Annotated in this window: 14 protein-coding genes and 1 riboswitch; of the genes, 8 read left to right on the plus strand and 6 right to left on the minus strand. The window is 67.9% G+C overall.

Translation table 11 applies throughout. From position 1 onward, the window contains the following. Positions 1–83 precede the first annotated feature (83 nt). The 3 genes from ACEVQ6_RS09840 (at position 84) to ACEVQ6_RS09850 (ending at position 4,307) form a co-directional block, all read left to right on the plus strand. Positions 84–809 carry an ABC transporter ATP-binding protein gene (locus ACEVQ6_RS09840; protein WP_374888775.1) on the plus strand — a complete coding sequence of 242 codons (726 nt, stop codon included), beginning with the start codon at positions 84–86 and terminating at the stop codon, positions 807–809. Beyond that, positions 806–3,361, plus strand: a complete 2,556-nt coding sequence (locus tag ACEVQ6_RS09845; protein WP_374888776.1) for an ABC transporter permease — start codon at positions 806–808, stop codon at positions 3,359–3,361. The genes ACEVQ6_RS09840 and ACEVQ6_RS09845 overlap by 4 nt, the downstream gene beginning before the upstream one ends. A gap of 211 nt (positions 3,362–3,572) precedes the next feature. Continuing rightward, a complete protein-coding gene (locus ACEVQ6_RS09850) occupies positions 3,573–4,307 on the plus strand; it encodes a Bax inhibitor-1/YccA family protein (RefSeq protein WP_374888777.1) in 735 nt (244 codons plus the stop codon). Positions 4,308–4,377: 70 nt separating this feature from the next. Here ACEVQ6_RS09850 and ACEVQ6_RS09855 read toward each other — a convergent pair whose 3' ends face one another. Together ACEVQ6_RS09855 and ACEVQ6_RS09860 are read right to left on the minus strand one after the other, a co-directional pair. After that, positions 4,378–4,770, minus strand: a complete 393-nt coding sequence (locus tag ACEVQ6_RS09855) for a DUF2794 domain-containing protein (protein WP_374888778.1) — start codon at positions 4,768–4,770, stop codon at positions 4,378–4,380. A 112-nt stretch (positions 4,771–4,882) separates the two neighbouring features. Continuing rightward, positions 4,883–5,575, minus strand: coding sequence for a DUF1223 domain-containing protein (locus ACEVQ6_RS09860; RefSeq protein WP_374888903.1), 693 nt, complete (start codon positions 5,573–5,575; stop codon positions 4,883–4,885). Positions 5,576–5,998: 423 nt separating this feature from the next. Between ACEVQ6_RS09860 and rlmN the strand changes: the two genes are divergently transcribed. Beyond that, positions 5,999–7,222, plus strand: coding sequence for a 23S rRNA (adenine(2503)-C(2))-methyltransferase RlmN (rlmN, locus tag ACEVQ6_RS09865; RefSeq protein ID WP_374888904.1), 1,224 nt, complete (start codon positions 5,999–6,001; stop codon positions 7,220–7,222). 49 nt (positions 7,223–7,271) lie between these two features. Here rlmN and ACEVQ6_RS09870 read toward each other — a convergent pair whose 3' ends face one another. After that, positions 7,272–7,913 (minus strand): LysE family translocator, encoded by a 642-nt coding sequence (locus tag ACEVQ6_RS09870; protein ID WP_374888780.1) that lies wholly within the window; start codon positions 7,911–7,913, stop codon positions 7,272–7,274. A gap of 178 nt (positions 7,914–8,091) precedes the next feature. On the opposite strand from ACEVQ6_RS09870, the gene ACEVQ6_RS09875 reads away from it, so the two are divergent. Then, positions 8,092–9,315, plus strand: coding sequence for an argininosuccinate synthase (locus ACEVQ6_RS09875; protein ID WP_374888781.1), 1,224 nt, complete (start codon positions 8,092–8,094; stop codon positions 9,313–9,315). A 56-nt stretch (positions 9,316–9,371) separates the two neighbouring features. Here ACEVQ6_RS09875 and ACEVQ6_RS09880 read toward each other — a convergent pair whose 3' ends face one another. The 3 genes from ACEVQ6_RS09880 to ACEVQ6_RS09890 are packed head-to-tail and all read right to left on the minus strand — an operon-like array spanning position 9,372 to position 13,042. Next, the gene (locus ACEVQ6_RS09880) at positions 9,372–10,568 is read right to left on the minus strand and encodes a multidrug effflux MFS transporter (RefSeq protein WP_374888782.1); all 1,197 of its coding nucleotides are present in this window, start codon (positions 10,566–10,568) and stop codon (positions 9,372–9,374) included. Further along, positions 10,565–12,385 (minus strand): ABC-F family ATP-binding cassette domain-containing protein, encoded by a 1,821-nt coding sequence (locus ACEVQ6_RS09885; protein ID WP_374888783.1) that lies wholly within the window; start codon positions 12,383–12,385, stop codon positions 10,565–10,567. The genes ACEVQ6_RS09880 and ACEVQ6_RS09885 overlap by 4 nt, the downstream gene beginning before the upstream one ends. Positions 12,386–12,388: 3 nt before the next feature. Further along, positions 12,389–13,042: a thiamine diphosphokinase gene (locus ACEVQ6_RS09890; protein ID WP_374888785.1), complete on the minus strand. Its 654-nt coding sequence runs from the start codon at positions 13,040–13,042 to the stop codon at positions 12,389–12,391. A gap of 102 nt (positions 13,043–13,144) precedes the next feature. Beyond that, a riboswitch (TPP riboswitch) is annotated at positions 13,145–13,265 on the plus strand. Between the two features lie 44 nt (positions 13,266–13,309). Between ACEVQ6_RS09890 and thiB the strand changes: the two genes are divergently transcribed. Genes thiB through thiQ form a run of 3 tightly spaced genes read left to right on the plus strand, consistent with a single transcriptional unit; the run spans position 13,310 to position 16,689 of the window. Then, positions 13,310–14,314, plus strand: a complete 1,005-nt coding sequence (thiB, locus tag ACEVQ6_RS09895) for a thiamine ABC transporter substrate binding subunit (RefSeq protein ID WP_374888787.1) — start codon at positions 13,310–13,312, stop codon at positions 14,312–14,314. A gap of 13 nt (positions 14,315–14,327) precedes the next feature. After that, positions 14,328–15,962 carry a thiamine/thiamine pyrophosphate ABC transporter permease gene (thiP, locus tag ACEVQ6_RS09900; protein ID WP_374888788.1) on the plus strand — a complete coding sequence of 545 codons (1,635 nt, stop codon included), beginning with the start codon at positions 14,328–14,330 and terminating at the stop codon, positions 15,960–15,962. Then, entirely contained in the window at positions 15,955–16,689 is a 735-nt protein-coding gene (gene thiQ / locus ACEVQ6_RS09905; protein WP_374888789.1) for a thiamine ABC transporter ATP-binding protein, read from the plus strand. Before thiP ends, thiQ begins: the two co-directional genes overlap by 8 nt. Positions 16,690–16,750: the final 61 nt, after the last annotated feature.

A 16,750-nucleotide genomic window follows, 5' to 3' on the forward strand; every position in this document is an offset into this window, starting at 1 on the left:
GGCACTCATCCTACATCCCGAACGCATGATCGCCATGGCCGGCAATATCCCATTCCATTTCTTAAGATATAGGATCGTTATTGGTGACGAAAACCATCATCGAGCTCAAAAACGCCGACCTGACGCTCGGCCAGGCGGCGGCCTCCGTCCATGTCCTCAAATCGATCAGCCTGTCGATCGGCGCGGGTGAATCGGTCGGCATCGTCGGCCCGTCCGGATCCGGCAAGTCGACGCTGCTGATGGTGCTGGCGGGGCTCGAACGGCTCGATCGCGGCGAGATCACCATCGACGGCACCGCGCTGCATGCGCTCGACGAGGACGGGCTCGCCGAATTCCGCGGCCGCAACATCGGCATCGTCTTCCAGTCCTTCCACCTGATCCCCAACATGACGGCGCTGGAAAACGTCGCCGTGCCGCTGGAGCTCGCCAACCGGGCAAACGCGTTCGACATCGCCCGAAAGGAACTGACGGCCGTCGGGCTCGGCAACAGGCTGAGCCACTATCCGGGCCAGCTCTCCGGCGGCGAGCAGCAGCGCGTGGCGATCGCCCGGGCGTTGGCGCCGTCGCCGAAGCTCTTGATCGCCGACGAGCCGACCGGCAATCTCGACGGCGAGACCGGCCGGCAGATCGCCGACCTGCTCTTCGCCGAACAGGCGGGGCGCGGCATGACGCTGGTGCTGGTCACCCACGATCCGAACCTTGCGGCGCGCTGCGGCCGGCAGATCCAGGTGCGTTCCGGCGAGATCGCCGGCAACGGGGCCGCCCGGACCGCCGGCGACCGGACCGGGGACCAGCGGGTGCCCGCATGAGTGCCGGCGCCGCACTCGCCCGCCTGCGTCCCGGCCTCGCGCTGCGTTTCGCCCTTCGCGAGATGCGCGGGGGGTTAAGCGGCTTCTACATCTTCCTCGCCTGCATTGCGCTCGGCACGGCGGCGATCGCCGGCGTCAACTCCCTTTCCCGTTCGATCACCGCGACGATCGCCACGCAGGGCCAGGAACTGCTCGCCGGCGACATCCGCTTCGAGCTCAACAACCGTGTCGCGACGCCCGAGGAGCGCGCCTTTCTTGACGGCCTCGGCACCGTCTCCGAAAGTTCGGGCCTGCGCTCGATGGCGCGCCTTCCGGACGGCTCCAACCAGGCGCTGGTCGAACTGAAGGCCGTCGACGGCGCCTATCCGCTCTATGGCGCGGTGAAGACGGAACCGGCCGGCCCCCTGGCCGAGCTCGTCGGCCGGACGGGCGACACCTACGGCGCGATCGCCGCGCCGCTGCTGCTTGACCGGCTCGGCATCGCGCCGGGCGGCGAGATCCTCCTCGGCAAGGCGCGCATCGTCGTCCGGGCGACCTTGGTCAGCGAGCCGGACGCGCTTTCCGAAGGCTTCGGCTTCGCGCCGCGCCTGATGCTGTCGCCCGAAGCGCTCGCCGCCTCTGGTCTCGTCCAGACCGGCAGCCTCGTCGAGCATGCCTACAAGATCCGGCTGTCCGACGGGATCACGGCGGCCGAGGCGCGCAGCCGTGCCGAGCGCGATTTCCCGAGCGCCGGCTGGTCGATCCGCGCCAGCGACAATGCAGCGCCGGCGCTGACGGCCAATGTCACCCGTTTCTCCCAGTTCCTGACGCTGGTCGGCCTGACCGCGCTGATCGTCGGCGGCGTCGGCGTCGCCAATGCGGTGCGCGCCTTCCTCGAATCGAAGCGCGGCGTGATTGCCTCCTTCAAGTGCCTCGGGGCGCCGGCCGGCTTCGTCGTCACCATCTATCTGTTCCAGATCCTGATCGTCACGGGCATCGGCATCGTGATCGGCCTCGTCGCCGGCATGCTGATCCCCTATGTCGCCGCCCAGTTCCTCGCCGGCGTGCTGCCGGTCTCGACGGGCTTCGAGATCTTCCCCGGCGCGCTCCTGCTCGCCGCCGTCTTCGGCCTGCTGACGGCGCTCGCCTTCGCCATCGCCCCGCTCGGCCGCGCAAGGCGGGTGCCGGCGACGGCGCTGATCCGCCAGCAGGGCTTCGACGCGGCGCGATGGCCGAACTGGCGCTTCCTCGCGGCGGCGGGCCTCTGCCTCGCGGCGATCGCCGGGCTTGCCATCGCCACCGCTTATGACCGGCAGATCTCGATGATCTTCCTCGCCGCCATCGCCTTCGCCTTCATCCTGCTGCGCGGCGTGTCGATGCTGATCACGGCGCTCGCCAGGCGCAGTCCGCGCCTCTCCTCCCCGGCACTGAGGCTGGCGGTCGGCAACATCCATCGGCCGGGCGCGCTCACCCCTTCGGTGGTGCTGTCGCTCGGCCTCGGCCTCGCCCTCCTCGTCACGCTGGCGCTGATCGACGGCAACCTCCGGCGCGAACTGACCGGCAACATGGCCGAGCGCGCGCCGAACTTCTTCTTCGTCGACATCCAGGGCAGCGAGATCGAGGGGTTTCGCGCCGTGCTGAACGAGACCTTGCCCGGCGGCAAGGTGATCGAGGTGCCGATGCTGCGCGGCCGCATCCTCGCCTTCAACGGCGAGGATGTCGCGAAGAGGGACGTGCCGCCCTCCGGCCAGTGGGTGCTGCGCGGCGATCGCGGCATCACCTATGCCCGCAACCTGCCGGAAGGCTCCGTCCTGACGGAAGGCCAGTGGTGGGGCGCGGACTATACCGGCGAGCCGCTCGTCTCGTTTTCGGCGGAGGAGGCCGGCGAGCTCGGCCTGAAGCTCGGCGATACCGTCACCGTCAACGTGCTCGGCCGCAACATCACGGCGAAGATCGCCAATTTCCGCAAGGTCGAGTGGGAATCGCTGTCGATCAACTTCGTCATGGTGTTCTCGCCCAACACCTTCGCCGGCGCGCCGCATGCCTGGCTCGCCACCGTCATCGATCCGGCGGCGACGCCCGAGATGGAGGCGGCGGCGCTGAGGCGGATCACCAACACCTTCCCGACGATCACCAGCGTCCGGGTGAAGGACGCGCTCGACATCGTCAACGAACTGCTCGGCCAGCTCGCGACCGCGATCCGCGCCGCCGCCGCCGTGGCGCTCGCCGCCTCGGTGCTGGTGCTCGCCGGCGCCCTTGCCGCCGGCAATCGCGCCCGCGTCCACGATGCCGTGGTGATGAAGACGCTGGGCGCGACCCGTTCGACGCTGATCCGCGCCTTCAGCTACGAATACGCCATCCTCGGGCTTGCGACCGCCGTCTTCGCGCTCTTTGCCGGCGGCGTCTCCGCCTGGTTCGTCGTCGCAAGGGTGATGACGCTGCCGTCGCGCTTCCTGCCGGACGTGGCGGTGACGACGATCGTCGTCGCTCTGGTGATGACCGTCGGCATCGGCCTCGTCGGCACCTGGCGCATCCTCGGCCAGAAGGCGGCGCCGGTGCTGCGGACGCTCTAGAGGCGGCAGGGCAATCTTAAACCTTGGTAACCTTCGCCTCAAAATCGGGCCGTCCGGCCCGATTCGCCTCCCCGGCGTCCGAGCCGGGCCTTGTGTCCGCCCCCTTTCGCCCTCATATTCCCGGAGAACGGACGAAACGGCGTGACGCCGCCCGTCGCGGGTGCCCAGGGCGCCTGCGCTCATCGAGCAACCGCCTGACGTGAGGATCACCATGGCCGACCCGAGACAGTATCAAACCCGGATGAGGACCGCCGGTGCAGATGCCGGTGCCGTCATCGATCAGGGGCTTCGCGCGCATATGCTGCGCGTCTACAACTACATGGCGCTGGCGCTCGGCATCACCGGCGTGACCGCCTACGCCACTTATATGGGCGCGGTGAACAACCCCGCCTTCGCTGAGCTCCTGTTCGGCTCGCCGCTGCGCTTCGTCGTGATGCTGGCGCCGCTGGCGCTTGTCTTCTTCCTGAGCTTCCGCATCCACCGCATGAGCGTCGGCGCCGCGCAGACGACCTTCTGGATCTATTCGGGCCTGATGGGCCTGTCGCTGTCGTCGATCTTCCTCGTCTATACCGGCGAAAGCATCGTCCAGACCTTCTTCGTCACCGCCGCCTCCTTCGGCGCGCTGTCGCTCTTCGGCTACACGACGAAGCGCGATCTCTCGGCGATGGGCTCGTTCCTGGTGATGGGCCTCTTCGGCCTGATCATCGCCTCGATCGTCAACATCTTCCTCGCCTCCTCGGCGGTTGCCTTCGCCATCTCGGCCATCGGCGTCGTCGTCTTCGCCGGCCTGACCGCCTGGGACACGCAGAAGATCAAGGAAATGTATGTCGAGGCCGACGGCGACGAGATGGCCGGCCGCAAGGCGATCATGGGCGCGCTGACGCTCTACCTCGACTTCATCAACCTCTTCCTGTTCCTGCTGCGCTTCCTCGGCAACCGCAACTGACAGGCAAGCGGACGCATAAGAGAAAGGCGGCCTTGGCCGCCTTTTTTCATGCGCGCCGTTTGAATTTCGGTCAGTCGATCAGCCGCAGCGACTTGTCGAACACCTTCAGCACCTGCTTCAGGTCATGGCCACGCTTTAGGATCATGCCGGCGGTGTTCGCCACGCTGAAGGCGCCCTGCTTGGCGGCGAGCTTGGGGTTCTTCTCGATGCGGTAGAGCGGCAGTTCGCCGGCGCGCTTGAAGACGGAAAACACCGCCCTGTCGGCGAGATGGTCGATCGCATAGTCGCGCCATTCGCCTTCGCCGACCATGCGGCCGTAGATCCAGAGGATCTGGTCGAGCTCGCGCCGGTGGAAGGTGACCGGCAGGGCGACGCGGGTGTTGCGATAGTCCCGAAGGTCGACGACATCGGCGCCGCCATGCATCTGGCTCTCGAAAGACGGTGGATCCGGCTGGTCGTTCATCTCGGCTCCGGCATGCTCCCTGCACGATCCCGCCGACGCAAACCGATGATGACGGGCGGATGACAGTGTGCCTGACAACCGCCGAAATGCAAGATGCGGCGGCAGGGGCGGCCTATCGGCGCGAGGCCATCACCGTCGTCGCGCCGAGGATCGGGCCCGGCGTTTCGGCGTTCTTCATCTTTTGCAGCAGGATGGCGCAGCCCTCGCCCTTCTCGCCGGCGAGCACGGAGGCGGGCAGCACGTAGGTCGCGGGCTTTCCGTCCCACATGCCGATCGTCTCGACGGCGCGCACGGCGTGCCAGTAGGACATGCGGCTGCCGCTGTTCTCGCCCCGTTCGACGTCGACCGTCTGCCGCCGGTCGAAATAGACCGCCACGACATTCGCCTTGCCGCTGCCAGCGCCGATCGAGATCGTGATCTCGTCGTCGCGGATCTCGGCGGAGACCGGCACCTGCATGCCCTTGCCGAGCGCCGTGAGGCCGGCGATCTTCTTGCGGATCCCGGCAAGATCGGCGCCGTTGACATGGTCGCGGCCGTTCAGCACGGCCTGCGGCGTGTAAACGCCGTTCTTGCCGAACATCTTGGCATAGGCATATTGCCGGCTGGTGTTCTCCTTGGAGGCGAGCGTGTCCTTCCAGCCGAGATAATTCCAGTAATCCACGTGATAGGCGAGCGCCACGACGCTGCCCTCGTCGATCAGCGTCTTCAGCGCCGCATCGGCCGGCGGACAGGAGGCGCAGCCCTGGCTGGTGAAGAGCTCGACCACGCCGGCCGGTCTGGCCGCCTCCCCGGCGCCGGCCGGCATGGCGGCCAGGCACAGGCCAAGGGCAAGGCCCAGGCCCGAACTCAGGACGGCGCGGCGGAGGCGGAGGGTCGGGGGCATCGCGAATTCCATGGTTCAACGTCGGTCCGGCGCGCACGGCCGGCAGGAGGCCCGCCGTACATACGCCCGCCGACCTTCAACAGGAAGTCACGTTGGAGTGAGGGTCGCGGGGGAGTGAGGATCGCGGACGATAAGGCGAGCATGAGGGTGACGCGGTAAAGAATCCGTGCTATGCGCCCTGCCATGGACGCGGGATCCCGAATTGCTGTCAGGAGGCGCCTGACCGGACGATCCGCAACGGTTGTCGCCCGGCCCTTCCGCATCCGGCTTTCCGGCCGCGCGCGCCGGTCCTCGTCCGCACCCTTGACCACGCCAGGATAGATCGCCGCCATGGCCGCCATCGATATGCCCCGCAGTGAAGCCGTTGCCGCCCCTCCGCTCCGCCGTCCGGCGGCGGCCCTCGAAAAGCCGACGCTGGTCGGCCTCTCGCGCGAGGCGATGGGGGACGCGCTCGCCGAACGCGGCGTGCCGCAGAAGCAGGTGCGCATGCGCGTCAGCCAGCTCTGGCACTGGCTCTATGTCCGCGGCGTTTCCGATTTCGACGACATGACCAATGTCTCGCGCGAGATGCGCGAGATGCTGAAGACCCATTTCACCATCGCCCGGCCGGAGATCGTCGAGGAGCAGGTGTCGAACGACGGCACGCGCAAGTGGCTTTTGCGCTTTCCGCCACGCGGCGCCGGCCGCCCGGTCGAGGTGGAAACGGTCTATATCCCCGAGGAAGGCCGCGGCACGCTGTGCATTTCCAGCCAGGTCGGCTGCACGCTCACCTGTTCCTTCTGCCACACCGGCACGCAGAAGCTGGTGCGCAACCTGACGGCCGAGGAGATCCTCGCCCAGCTGCTGCTCGCCCGCGACAGGCTCGGCGACTTTCCCGACCGCGACACGCCGGCCGGCGCCATCGTGCCGAACGAGGGCCGCAAGATCACCAACATCGTCATGATGGGCATGGGCGAGCCGCTCTACAATTTCGACAACGTCAAGCAGGCGCTGCTGATCGCCACCGACGGCGACGGCCTGTCGCTGTCGAAGCGCCGCGTGACGCTCTCGACCTCCGGCATCGTCCCGGAGATTCTCCGCACCGGTTCGGAGATCGGCGTGATGCTGGCGATCTCCTTGCATGCGGTGCGCGACGAGCTGCGCGACATGCTGGTGCCGATCAACAGGAAGTACCCGCTGAAGGAGCTGATCGCCGCCTGTCGCGCCTATCCGGGCCTCTCGAACGCGCGGCGCATCACCTTCGAATATGTGATGCTGAAGGACGTCAACGACAGCCTGGAGGACGCCAAGCTGCTGGTGCAGCTCTTGAAGGGCGTGCCGGCGAAGATCAACCTGATCCCGTTCAATCCCTGGCCCGGCACCAACTACCAGTGTTCCGACTGGGAGACGATCGAGCGCTTCGCCGACTTCGTCAACCAGGCCGGCTATGCCTCGCCGATCCGCACGCCGCGCGGCCGCGACATCCTCGCCGCCTGCGGCCAGCTGAAATCGGAATCGGAGCGCATGCGCAAGGTTGACCGCATGGCCTTCGAGGCGATGATGATCGCCGGCCATGGCGAGGACGACTGAGAAGGGGTGCCACCCCTTCCCCGACACCCGAAATGCCCCGCAAGGCGGGTCAGCGCGCCTGCGCCGTCAGGATCTTGAGCGCGAAGACGGAAAAGACCCCGGCGAAGAGATAGTCGATCGACCGCAGCACCTTGCGGTTGTTCGCGAGCCAGGACGACAGCGCGTGCGCGGCAAAGACCGTCAGGAAGCAGACCGGCAGCGAGGCGACGATGAACCAGGCGCCGAGGAAGAGCAGCCGGCCGGTGACGTGCGGATCCGAGGCGCTGACGAATTGCGGCAGGAAGGTCATGAAGAAGATGATGACCTTGGGGTTGAGGAGATTGACCCAGAAGCCGGAAAACAGCGCGTCGAGGCCGGAGCCGCGCGGCGGCGCCGTCCCGTCGAGCGCGAAGGACGAGCCCTTGCGCAGCGCCTGCACCGCCAGAAAGAAGAGATAGGCCGCCCCCCCGGTCTTGAGGATCAGGAAGGCCGTCGGCGAGGCGACGATGAGCGCGGAGACGCCGAAGGCGACCAGCATCGTGTGGACGACGAGCCCGCCCTGCGTGCCGATCACCGCCATCATCGCGTTGCGCCGGCCCTGCCCGAGCGCGCGGCTGATCCAGAGCGTCATGTCCGGCCCGGGGGTGAGCGCCAGAAGCAGGGTCGCGGCGGTGAAGGCGAGAAAGGTCGGCAGGCTCGGCAGGACATCCATGATGCGGAAGCTCCGTGAAACCGCATTGCCATCGGCGGTCGCCGGCGGAATGTCAAGTCGCTGGCGCGTTCGGCGGGCTTTGTCGCCGCTTCGCCTTGCATGGCGCGCCAATCTCGCTAAGAGTGCCGCCGATTTCTTCGAGCGCTGCAAGGCTCGCACTACGGACGGACCGACAACCATGGCACTTCCCAAAGACGTAAAGAAGGTCGTGCTCGCCTATTCGGGCGGGCTCGACACCTCGATCATCCTCAAATGGCTGCAGACGGAACTCGGCGCCGAGGTGGTGACCTTCACCGCCGATCTCGGCCAGGGCGAGGAACTGGAGCCGGCGCGGAAAAAAGCCGAGATGCTCGGCATCAGGGAGATCTTCATCGAGGACGTGCGCGAGGAATTCGTGCGCGATTTCGTCTTCCCGATGTTCCGCGCCAACGCCGTCTACGAGGGCGTCTACCTGCTCGGCACCTCGATCGCCCGGCCGCTGATCTCCAAGCACCTGATCGAGATCGCGAAGAAGACCGGCGCCGATGCGATTGCCCATGGCGCGACCGGCAAGGGCAACGACCAGGTCCGCTTCGAACTGTCGGCCTATGCGCTGAACCCGGACATCAAGATCATCGCGCCCTGGCGCGACTGGTCGTTCAAGAGCCGCACCGACCTGCTCGCCTTCGCCGAGCAGAACCAGATCCCGGTCGCCAAGGACAAGAAGGGCGAGGCCCCCTTCTCCGTCGACGCCAACCTTTTGCACTCCTCCTCCGAGGGCAAGGTGCTGGAAGACCCCTCCGTTGAGGCGCCGGAATATGTGCACATGCGCACGATCTCGCCGGAAGCCGCTCCCGACGTCGCGACCGTTATCACGATCGGCTTCGAGAAGGGCGATGCCGTCTCGATCAACGGCGAGCGCCTGTCGCCGGCGACGCTGCTGGCGAAACTCAACGATTACGGCCGCGACAACGGCATCGGCCGCCTCGACCTCGTCGAAAACCGCTTCGTCGGCATGAAGTCGCGCGGCGTCTACGAGACGCCCGGCGGCACGATCCTGCTCACCGCCCACCGCGCCATCGAATCGATCACGCTCGACCGGGGCGCGGCGCATCTCAAGGACGAGCTGATGCCGCGCTATGCCGAGCTCATCTATTACGGCTTCTGGTTCTCGCCGGAGCGGCAGATGCTGCAGGCGGCGATCGACCTCAGCCAGAAGGACGTCGAGGGCGAGGTGACGCTGAAGCTCTACAAGGGCAATGTCATGGTCATCGGCCGCGAAAGCCCGAAGTCGCTCTATTCCGACGCGCTGGTCACCTTCGAGGACGACCGGGGCGCCTACGACCAGAAGGACGCGGCGGGCTTTATCAAGCTGAACGCGCTGCGCCTGCGCACGCTCGCCGCCCGCAACCGCCGCAGCTGACCCCGGTCAATCGCCTCTCCACAAAGCCCGCCTCCTCGCGACGCGGGCTTTTTCATTCATACGACCGCGCGCCGGCTCGCCGCGGCGAATACGGCGTAGCTTGCGATGGCGATCGCCGCCATCAGCGGAATGATCAGGCCGAAGGCGTCGAGCGGTTCGCCGACCAGCGCGGCGGCCGAGCCGCCGAGGAAACCGCCCGCCATCTGGATGAAGCCCATCATCGCCGAGGCCGAGCCGGCGACCTGCGGGAACCCCTGAAGCGCCGCCGTCGTCATGTGCGGCGTGAGGAACGCGATGCCGAAACCGAGGAAGGCGACGGGCAGCATGATCGAAAGGTAACTTGGTGTGAGCGCGTGCACCGAGACGAGGATCATCAGCCCCGACGCGCCGAGCAATCCGAGGCCGGCACGCACCGAACCCTCGCCGCCGAGGCGGCGCGCGACCAGCCGCAGCACCACCGAGCCGAGGAAATAGGAGCCGGACTGCATCAGCATGCCGACGCCGAACGCGGTCGGGCTCAGGCCGACGCGGTCGATCAGGATGAAGGCGAGCATGGTCGACTGGGCGTAGAGCGCGCCGACCGAGCCGCCGAGCACGACCGCCGCCGCCATGAAGCGCAGATCCGTGGCGAGCGTCGCATAGGTCGCGACCAGCGGCCCCGGCAGGGCACGACGCGAATCGGGCGAACCCGTCTCGCGCAGGAAGACGAGGACGGCCGCGGCGGTCACCATGCCGAAGCCGACGAGGAGGACGAAGATAGACTGCCAGCCGAAGGCTGCGAGTGCCAGCCCGCCGACCGTCGGCGCCAGCCCCGGCCCGACGGCCAGCATGATGCCGATCAGGTTCATGATCCGCGACGCCTCGTCGCCCACGAACTGGTCGCGCACGATCGCGCGCGCCACCGTGATGCCGACCGAGGCGCCGATGCCCTGGACCAGCCGCCCGGCGACCAGCCATTCGACGGCCGGCGCGGCAAGGCAGATCAGGCTGCCGAGAATGTTGATGAGGAGAAAGGCGAGCGTCGCACGTCTGCGGCCGAAGGCGTCCGCCATCGGCCCGGCGACAAGCTGGGCAAGGGAAAAGCCGCCGAAATAGACCGACAGCGTCACCTTGATCATCGACGCATCACTGTCGAAGGCCGTGACCAGGTCGGGCATGGCCGGCGTATAGATCGACATGGAGATCGGCCCGAGCGTGGCGAGCAGCGCGCCGAGCAGGCTGGTGCGCCGTTCCCCCATGCGCGAGGGGCTCACCCCTCCAGTTCCTCGCGCAGCATTTCGAGCTCCAGCCACTCCTCTTCCATGGCGGCAAGCGAGGCGCGCAGCGTTTCCATCTCGGCCGCCAGCCTGGAGAAGCCCTGCGGATCGCGGGCAAACAACGCCGCATCGGCCATCTTCGCCTCGCGGGCGGCGATCCCGGCTTGCGCCTTCGCCATCTCCTTCGGCAGGTTTTCGAGCGCGAATTTCTGCTTGAAGGAAAGCTTGCCCTTCGCCTTGGCGGGGCCGGCGGACATCTCGGCCGGCGCCTTTGCCTTTTCCGCCCGCTCCTGCCGCCGTTTTTCCTCCGCCGCGCCGTTCCTCTGCGCCATCATGTCGGAATAACCGCCGGCATATTCGATCCAGCGGCCGTCGGGTGCATCGGGGTTCGCCGGCGCAATCGTCGAGGTGACGGTGCGGTCGAGGAAATCGCGGTCGTGGCTGACGAGCAGCACCGTGCCGGAGAAGCCGGCGACGATCTCCTGCAAGAGGTCGAGCGTCTCGATGTCGAGGTCGTTGGTCGGCTCGTCGAGGATCAGGAGATTGACCGGCCGGGCGAGGATGCGCGCCAGCATCAGCCGGGCGCGCTCGCCGCCGGAGAGGTTGCGGATCGGCGTGCGGGCCTGCTCCGGCTGGAACAGGAATTCCTTCATGTAGCCGGTGACATGGCGCTGCTCGCCATTGACGAGGAGGTTCTCGCCGCGCCCGTCAGTGAGGTAATGCGCCAGCGTCGCGTCGAGGTCGAGGTCCTCGCGGCGCTGGTCGAGCGTGGCGATCTCCAGATTGGTGCCGAGCTTCACCACGCCCTCGTCGGGGGAAAGCTGGCCGGTCAGCATCTTCAGGAGCGTCGTCTTGCCGGCGCCGTTCGGGCCGATCAGGCCGATGCAGTCGCCCCGGTGCACCCTGAGCGAAAACGGCGCGACGATGGTGCGGTCGCCATAGCGCTTGGCGATCTTTTCCGCCTCGATCACCAGCTTGCCGGATTCGCGCCCCTCTGAGACGGTCGCCTGAAGCGTGCCCTGCGGCCCCTTGTGGCCGCGATGGCGGGCGCGCAGGTCCTGCAGCGCGCCGAGACGGCGCATGTTGCGCTTGCGCCTTGCGGTGACGCCATAGCGCAGCCAGTGTTCCTCGCGCTGGATCTCCTTGCCAAGCTTGTGCTGCTCGATCTCCTCCTCCTCGAGGATCTTGTCGCGCCAGGCCTCGAACGCGCCGAAGCCGCGATCGAGCCGGCGGGAAAGGCCGCGGTCGAGCCAAACGGTGGCGTTCGACACCTTTTCGAGGAAACGCCGGTCGTGCGAGATGACGACGATGGCGGAGCGGCTGCGGGTCAGCTCGCCTTCCAGCCATTCGATGGTGGTGAGGTCGAGATGGTTGGTCGGCTCGTCGAGGAGCAGGATGTCCGGCTCCGGTGCCATGACGCGGGCAAGCGCCGCCCTGCGCGCCTCGCCGCCGGAGAGCGAGGCGGGATCCTCGTCGCCGGAAAGCCCGAGATGTTCGAGCAGGTAGGCGACGCGATAGGGATCGTCGCCGGGGCCGAGCCCTGCCTCCGCATAGGCGCGCACGGTGTCGAAACCGTCGAAATCCGGCGCCTGGTGCAGGTAGCGCAGCGTGATGGAGGGGTGGCGGAAGATCTCGCCGGACTGCGCCTCGGCGAGGCCGGCGGCGATCTTCATCAGCGTCGACTTGCCGGAACCGTTGCGGCCGACGAGGCAGATGCGGTCGCCGGGCTCCACCTGGAGATGGGCGCCGGCGAGCAGCGGCGTGCCGCCGAAGCTTAAACGAATATCGTCGAGTTTGAGGATGGGCGGCGCCAAGGATCAGGCTCCCGAGAGGTCGTAGGGCCGGGCGAGCACGACGGCGCGGCCGGAGACAAGCGAAAAGGTCACCGTTTCGGCCGCCGCCACGTTCGAGATCGTCCGCGACGAGCCGAAGGGCAGGTGGAAATCGGTAAGCGGATAGCGGGCGCCCTCGATGGTCAGCCCGTCGAGCCGGTCGAGGCCGAGCACGGAAAAGAGGCTCGCCTGCGGCAGTTCGAGGGCAAGCGCGCCCGAAAGCAGCGGATAAGCTTCCTCCTCGCCGGTCGTCAGGATCACCTCGATGCCGTCGAGCGCGAGACTGACGGCGTAGAGAAGGTGCATGAAGGCGTGGTCGCTGCGCTCGCCGCCGAGCGCACCGGCGAGCAGGACCTTTCGCGCGCCGCGCGCGATAGCGCCGGCGACGGCGATCTCGCCGTCGGTCTCGTTCTTCGCCGGCGGATAGGGCTCGCGCGGCACCTTCGGCCAGTCGGCGACCATGGCGGCGGTGGCGGAATCGAAATCGCCGACCCAGACCTCCGGCGTCACGCCGAGCGCGCGGGCGTGGCGGATGCCGCCATCGGCGGCGATCACCCGCGCGCCCGCGATCTGGCGCGTCAGGCGCGGCGTCACGGTCAGCGCCCCGCCCATCAGGATTGCGAAGAAGGTTTCGGTCATCGCCAAGGCCATAGCGCATCGGGGCCGAAAGTTGAACGCCTTTTTCCCTGAAGGGGGAACGCCGCCCGCCTTGCCAAGGTCGGAGGGAAAGCCTATGTCAAACCTGCTCTAACGGGGTGCCGGGGATCGTCTTTTCAGGGGATCGGCCGGCTGAGAGGCAGAAGGCCAACCCGCGGAACCTGATCCGGTTTGTACCGGCGGAGGGATTAGACGGCACGCTCAAGCGCCCTATTCCCGTTGAACGATGACGTTGAGGAGGAGGCGCGGATGCGCGGCAGGATTCTGTTTTCGATCGCGACCCTGATGGCGCTGGCGGCACCGGCCGCCGCCGCCGACAGGACGCTCACCATCTACACTTATGAGAGCTTCGTCAGCGAGTGGGGCCCGGGGCCGAAGGTCAAGGACGCCTTCGAGAAGACCTGCGGCTGCACGGTCGATTATGTCGGCGTCGCCGACGGCGTCGAACTGTTGACCCGGCTGAAGCTCGAAGGCCCGGCCTCGAAGGCCGACATCGTCCTCGGACTCGACACCAATCTGGTCGCGGAGGCGAAGGCGACCGGCTTCTTCGCCCCGCATGGCGGCATCAGCACGACGCTGACCGTTCCGGGCCGCTTTTCCGACGACGTTTTCGTCCCCTATGACTACGGCCATTTCGCCGTCGTCTACGACACCGAAGCGCTCAAGACCCCGCCGGCGAGCCTCAGGGACCTCGTCGAGGGCGATCCGTCGCAGAAGATCGTCATCGAGGACCCGCGCACCTCGACGCCGGGCCTCGGCCTGCTCCTCTGGATGAAGGCCGTCTATGGCGACAAGGCCGGCGAAGCCTGGGGCAGGCTGAAGGGCCGCATCCTGACGGTCACGCCGGGCTGGTCGGAGGCCTACGGCCTCTTCACCAAGGGCGAGGCGCCGATGGTTCTCTCCTACACCACCTCGCCCGCCTACCACATGGTCGAGGAAGGCACGGACCGCTATCAGGCAGCGGCATTTTCGGAAGGCCATTACATCCAGATCGAGGTGGCGGGCCTGACGAAGAGCGCGCGCGATCCGGAACTGGCGAAATCCTTCCTCGCCTTCATGACCGGCCCGGACTTCCAGTCGATCATCCCGACGACGAACTGGATGATGCCCGTCGCCGCGACCGGGACGCCGCTGCCGGACGCCTTCGGCCGGCTGGTGACGCCGGAAAAGACCCTGCTGATCCCGTCCGACACCGTTGCCGCCAACCGCAAGGCCTGGATCGACGAATGGCTGGCCGCGATGAGCCTCAACTGAGCGCGCCGCGCTGATGGGACGGACGGCAGGCGGCGGGTGGATCGGGCTCGCCGCAATCGGCGGCTTCGTCGGCGTCGCGCTTGTGACTCTCCTCTCCTTCGGCGTGCCCGCGGGAGACGGGGCCGCGCTGACCGGCGGTGCCGGCCTGTTCGACGCCTATGTCTGGCGCGTGACCCGCTTCACCCTGCTTCAGGCGATGCTCTCGACCCTGCTTTCGGTGCTGCTCGCCATTCCCGTGGCGCGGGCGCTGGCGCGGCGGCCCGCCTTTCCGGGACGGATTTGGATCGTCCGGCTGATGGCGCTGCCGCTCGGCCTCCCGGCCCTGGTCGGCGCGCTCGGCATCGTCGCCGTCTGGGGCCGGCAGGGCCATGTCAACGGCCTCCTCGCCGAGGCCGGCCTGCCGCCCTTCGGCATCTACGGCCTGACCGGCATCCTGATCGCCCATGTCTTCTTCAACCTGCCGCTCGCCGCCCGGCTGCTGCTTGCCGGACTGGAGCGGCTTCCCGGCGAATACTGGCGGATCGCCGCCAATCTCGGCATGGGGCCCCTCGCGCTGTTCCGCTTCATCGAATGGCCGGCGATCCGCGGCCTTCTGCCGGGCGTCGCCGGGCTGGTCTTCATGCTCTGCGCCACCAGTTTCACCCTGGTGCTGACGCTCGGCGGCGGACCGGCGGCCAGCACGCTCGAAGTGGCGATCTATCAGGCCCTGCGCTTCGATTTCGATCCGCCGCGCGCGATCGCGCTCTCCGCGCTGCAGATCGGCCTGACGGGCCTGCTGCTCCTCGCCCTGCGGCTCGCGGCACCGGTGCCGGAACCCGGCCAGACGCTCGGCCGGACAGGGCTTCGCCCGGACGGAGCTTCTGCGGCAGGCAAGGCCGCCGATGCCGCGGTCATCCTCCTCGCCGTCCTCTTCGTCGGCGCGCCCTTCGCCGCCGTGCTGACCGCCGGCCTTCAGGCGGACCTCGCAAAGCTCGCCGGCGATCCGATGGTGCATCGCGCGCTATCGACCAGCCTCATCCTGTCGGCGATCTCGGCGGCGCTGACCGTGGCGCTGACATTCCTCCTCATCGACGCGCGGCTTGCGGCATTGCGGCTGCGCCGGCCCGGACCGGCCGCGCGCGTGCTTTCGGGAGCGATCGCCTCCAGTGCATCGCTTGCGCTCCTCGTGCCGCCGCTGATCCTCGGCGCCGGCTGGTTCCTCGCCCTGCGCTCCCTCGGCGACGTGGCGCGCTTCGCACCCGCCATCATCGTCGCGATCAACAGCCTGATGGCGCTTCCCTTCAGCTACCGCGTGGTCGAACCCGCCATGGCGGAACATGCGGCACGCACCGCACGGCTTGCCGAGAGCCTCGGCGTCAAGGGTTTTCATCGCCTGCGATGGATCGACGGTCCTGCGCTGGCCCTGCCGCTTGTGACCGCCTTCTCCTTCGCGGCCGCGCTGTCGCTCGGCGATCTCGGCGCGGTGGCGCTGTTTGGCTCGCAGGAGATCGTCACCCTTCCTTATCTTCTCTACAGCCGCATGGGCAGCTACCGCACCACCGATGCCGACGGGCTGGCGCTGCTGATGGGCGTTCTCTGCCTCGGCCTGACCGTGATCGGCACCCTCGGTCAGCGCTCCCGAGCCGCCCGGATCGACACCGATGCCTGATACGCCCGCCCTCGTCCTCTCGGATGTCCGCCTCTCCTATCCGGGCATCGCCTTCCGTTTCGATGCCGTGGTGGCCGCCGGCGAGACCGTCGCCGTGGTCGGCCCGTCCGGCGCCGGCAAGTCGACGCTGTTCAACCTCATCGCCGGCTTCGAAACGCCGGAGAGCGGCGGCATCCAGCTTTTCGGCGAGGACATGGCCGGCCGGCCGCCGGCCGAACGCCCGGTCTCGATCGTCTTCCAGGACCACAATCTCTTCGCCCATCTCGACCTCTTCACCAATGTCGGCCTCGGCATCCATCCGGCGCTGCGGCTGACGGCGGCGGAGCGCACCCGCATCACCGAGGCGCTTGCTCGCGTCGGCCTCGGCGGCTTCGGGGCACGCAAGCCCGGGACGCTGTCCGGCGGCGAACGCCAGCGCGTGGCGCTCGCCCGCGCGCTGGTGCGCCGCCGGCCGCTGCTGCTCCTCGACGAGCCCTTCGCCGCCCTCGATCCCGGACGGCGCGACGACATGATCGGCCTGATCCGCGACCTCGCCCGCGAGGAAGGCCTGACCGTGCTGGTGATCACCCACCAGCCCGACGACCTCGGCAAGCTCGCCGACGGCGTGCTCTTCCTCGAGGGCGGCAGGATCCTGCTGCACGAGACGGTCGAGGGGCTCTTCGCAGAGGCCGGCGGCAGGCCGGAGGTCGCCCGCTTCCTCGGACTGCCGCAGGCGGGCAGGGGCTGAACCGCCCTTATTCCCCGCCGATGCGTTGCCGCCTTACCACGACGACACTATTTGTGGGAAA

The sequence above is a fragment of the Ensifer soli genome, assembly GCF_041928815.1.
Lineage (GTDB): Bacteria > Pseudomonadota > Alphaproteobacteria > Rhizobiales > Rhizobiaceae > JBHFEI01.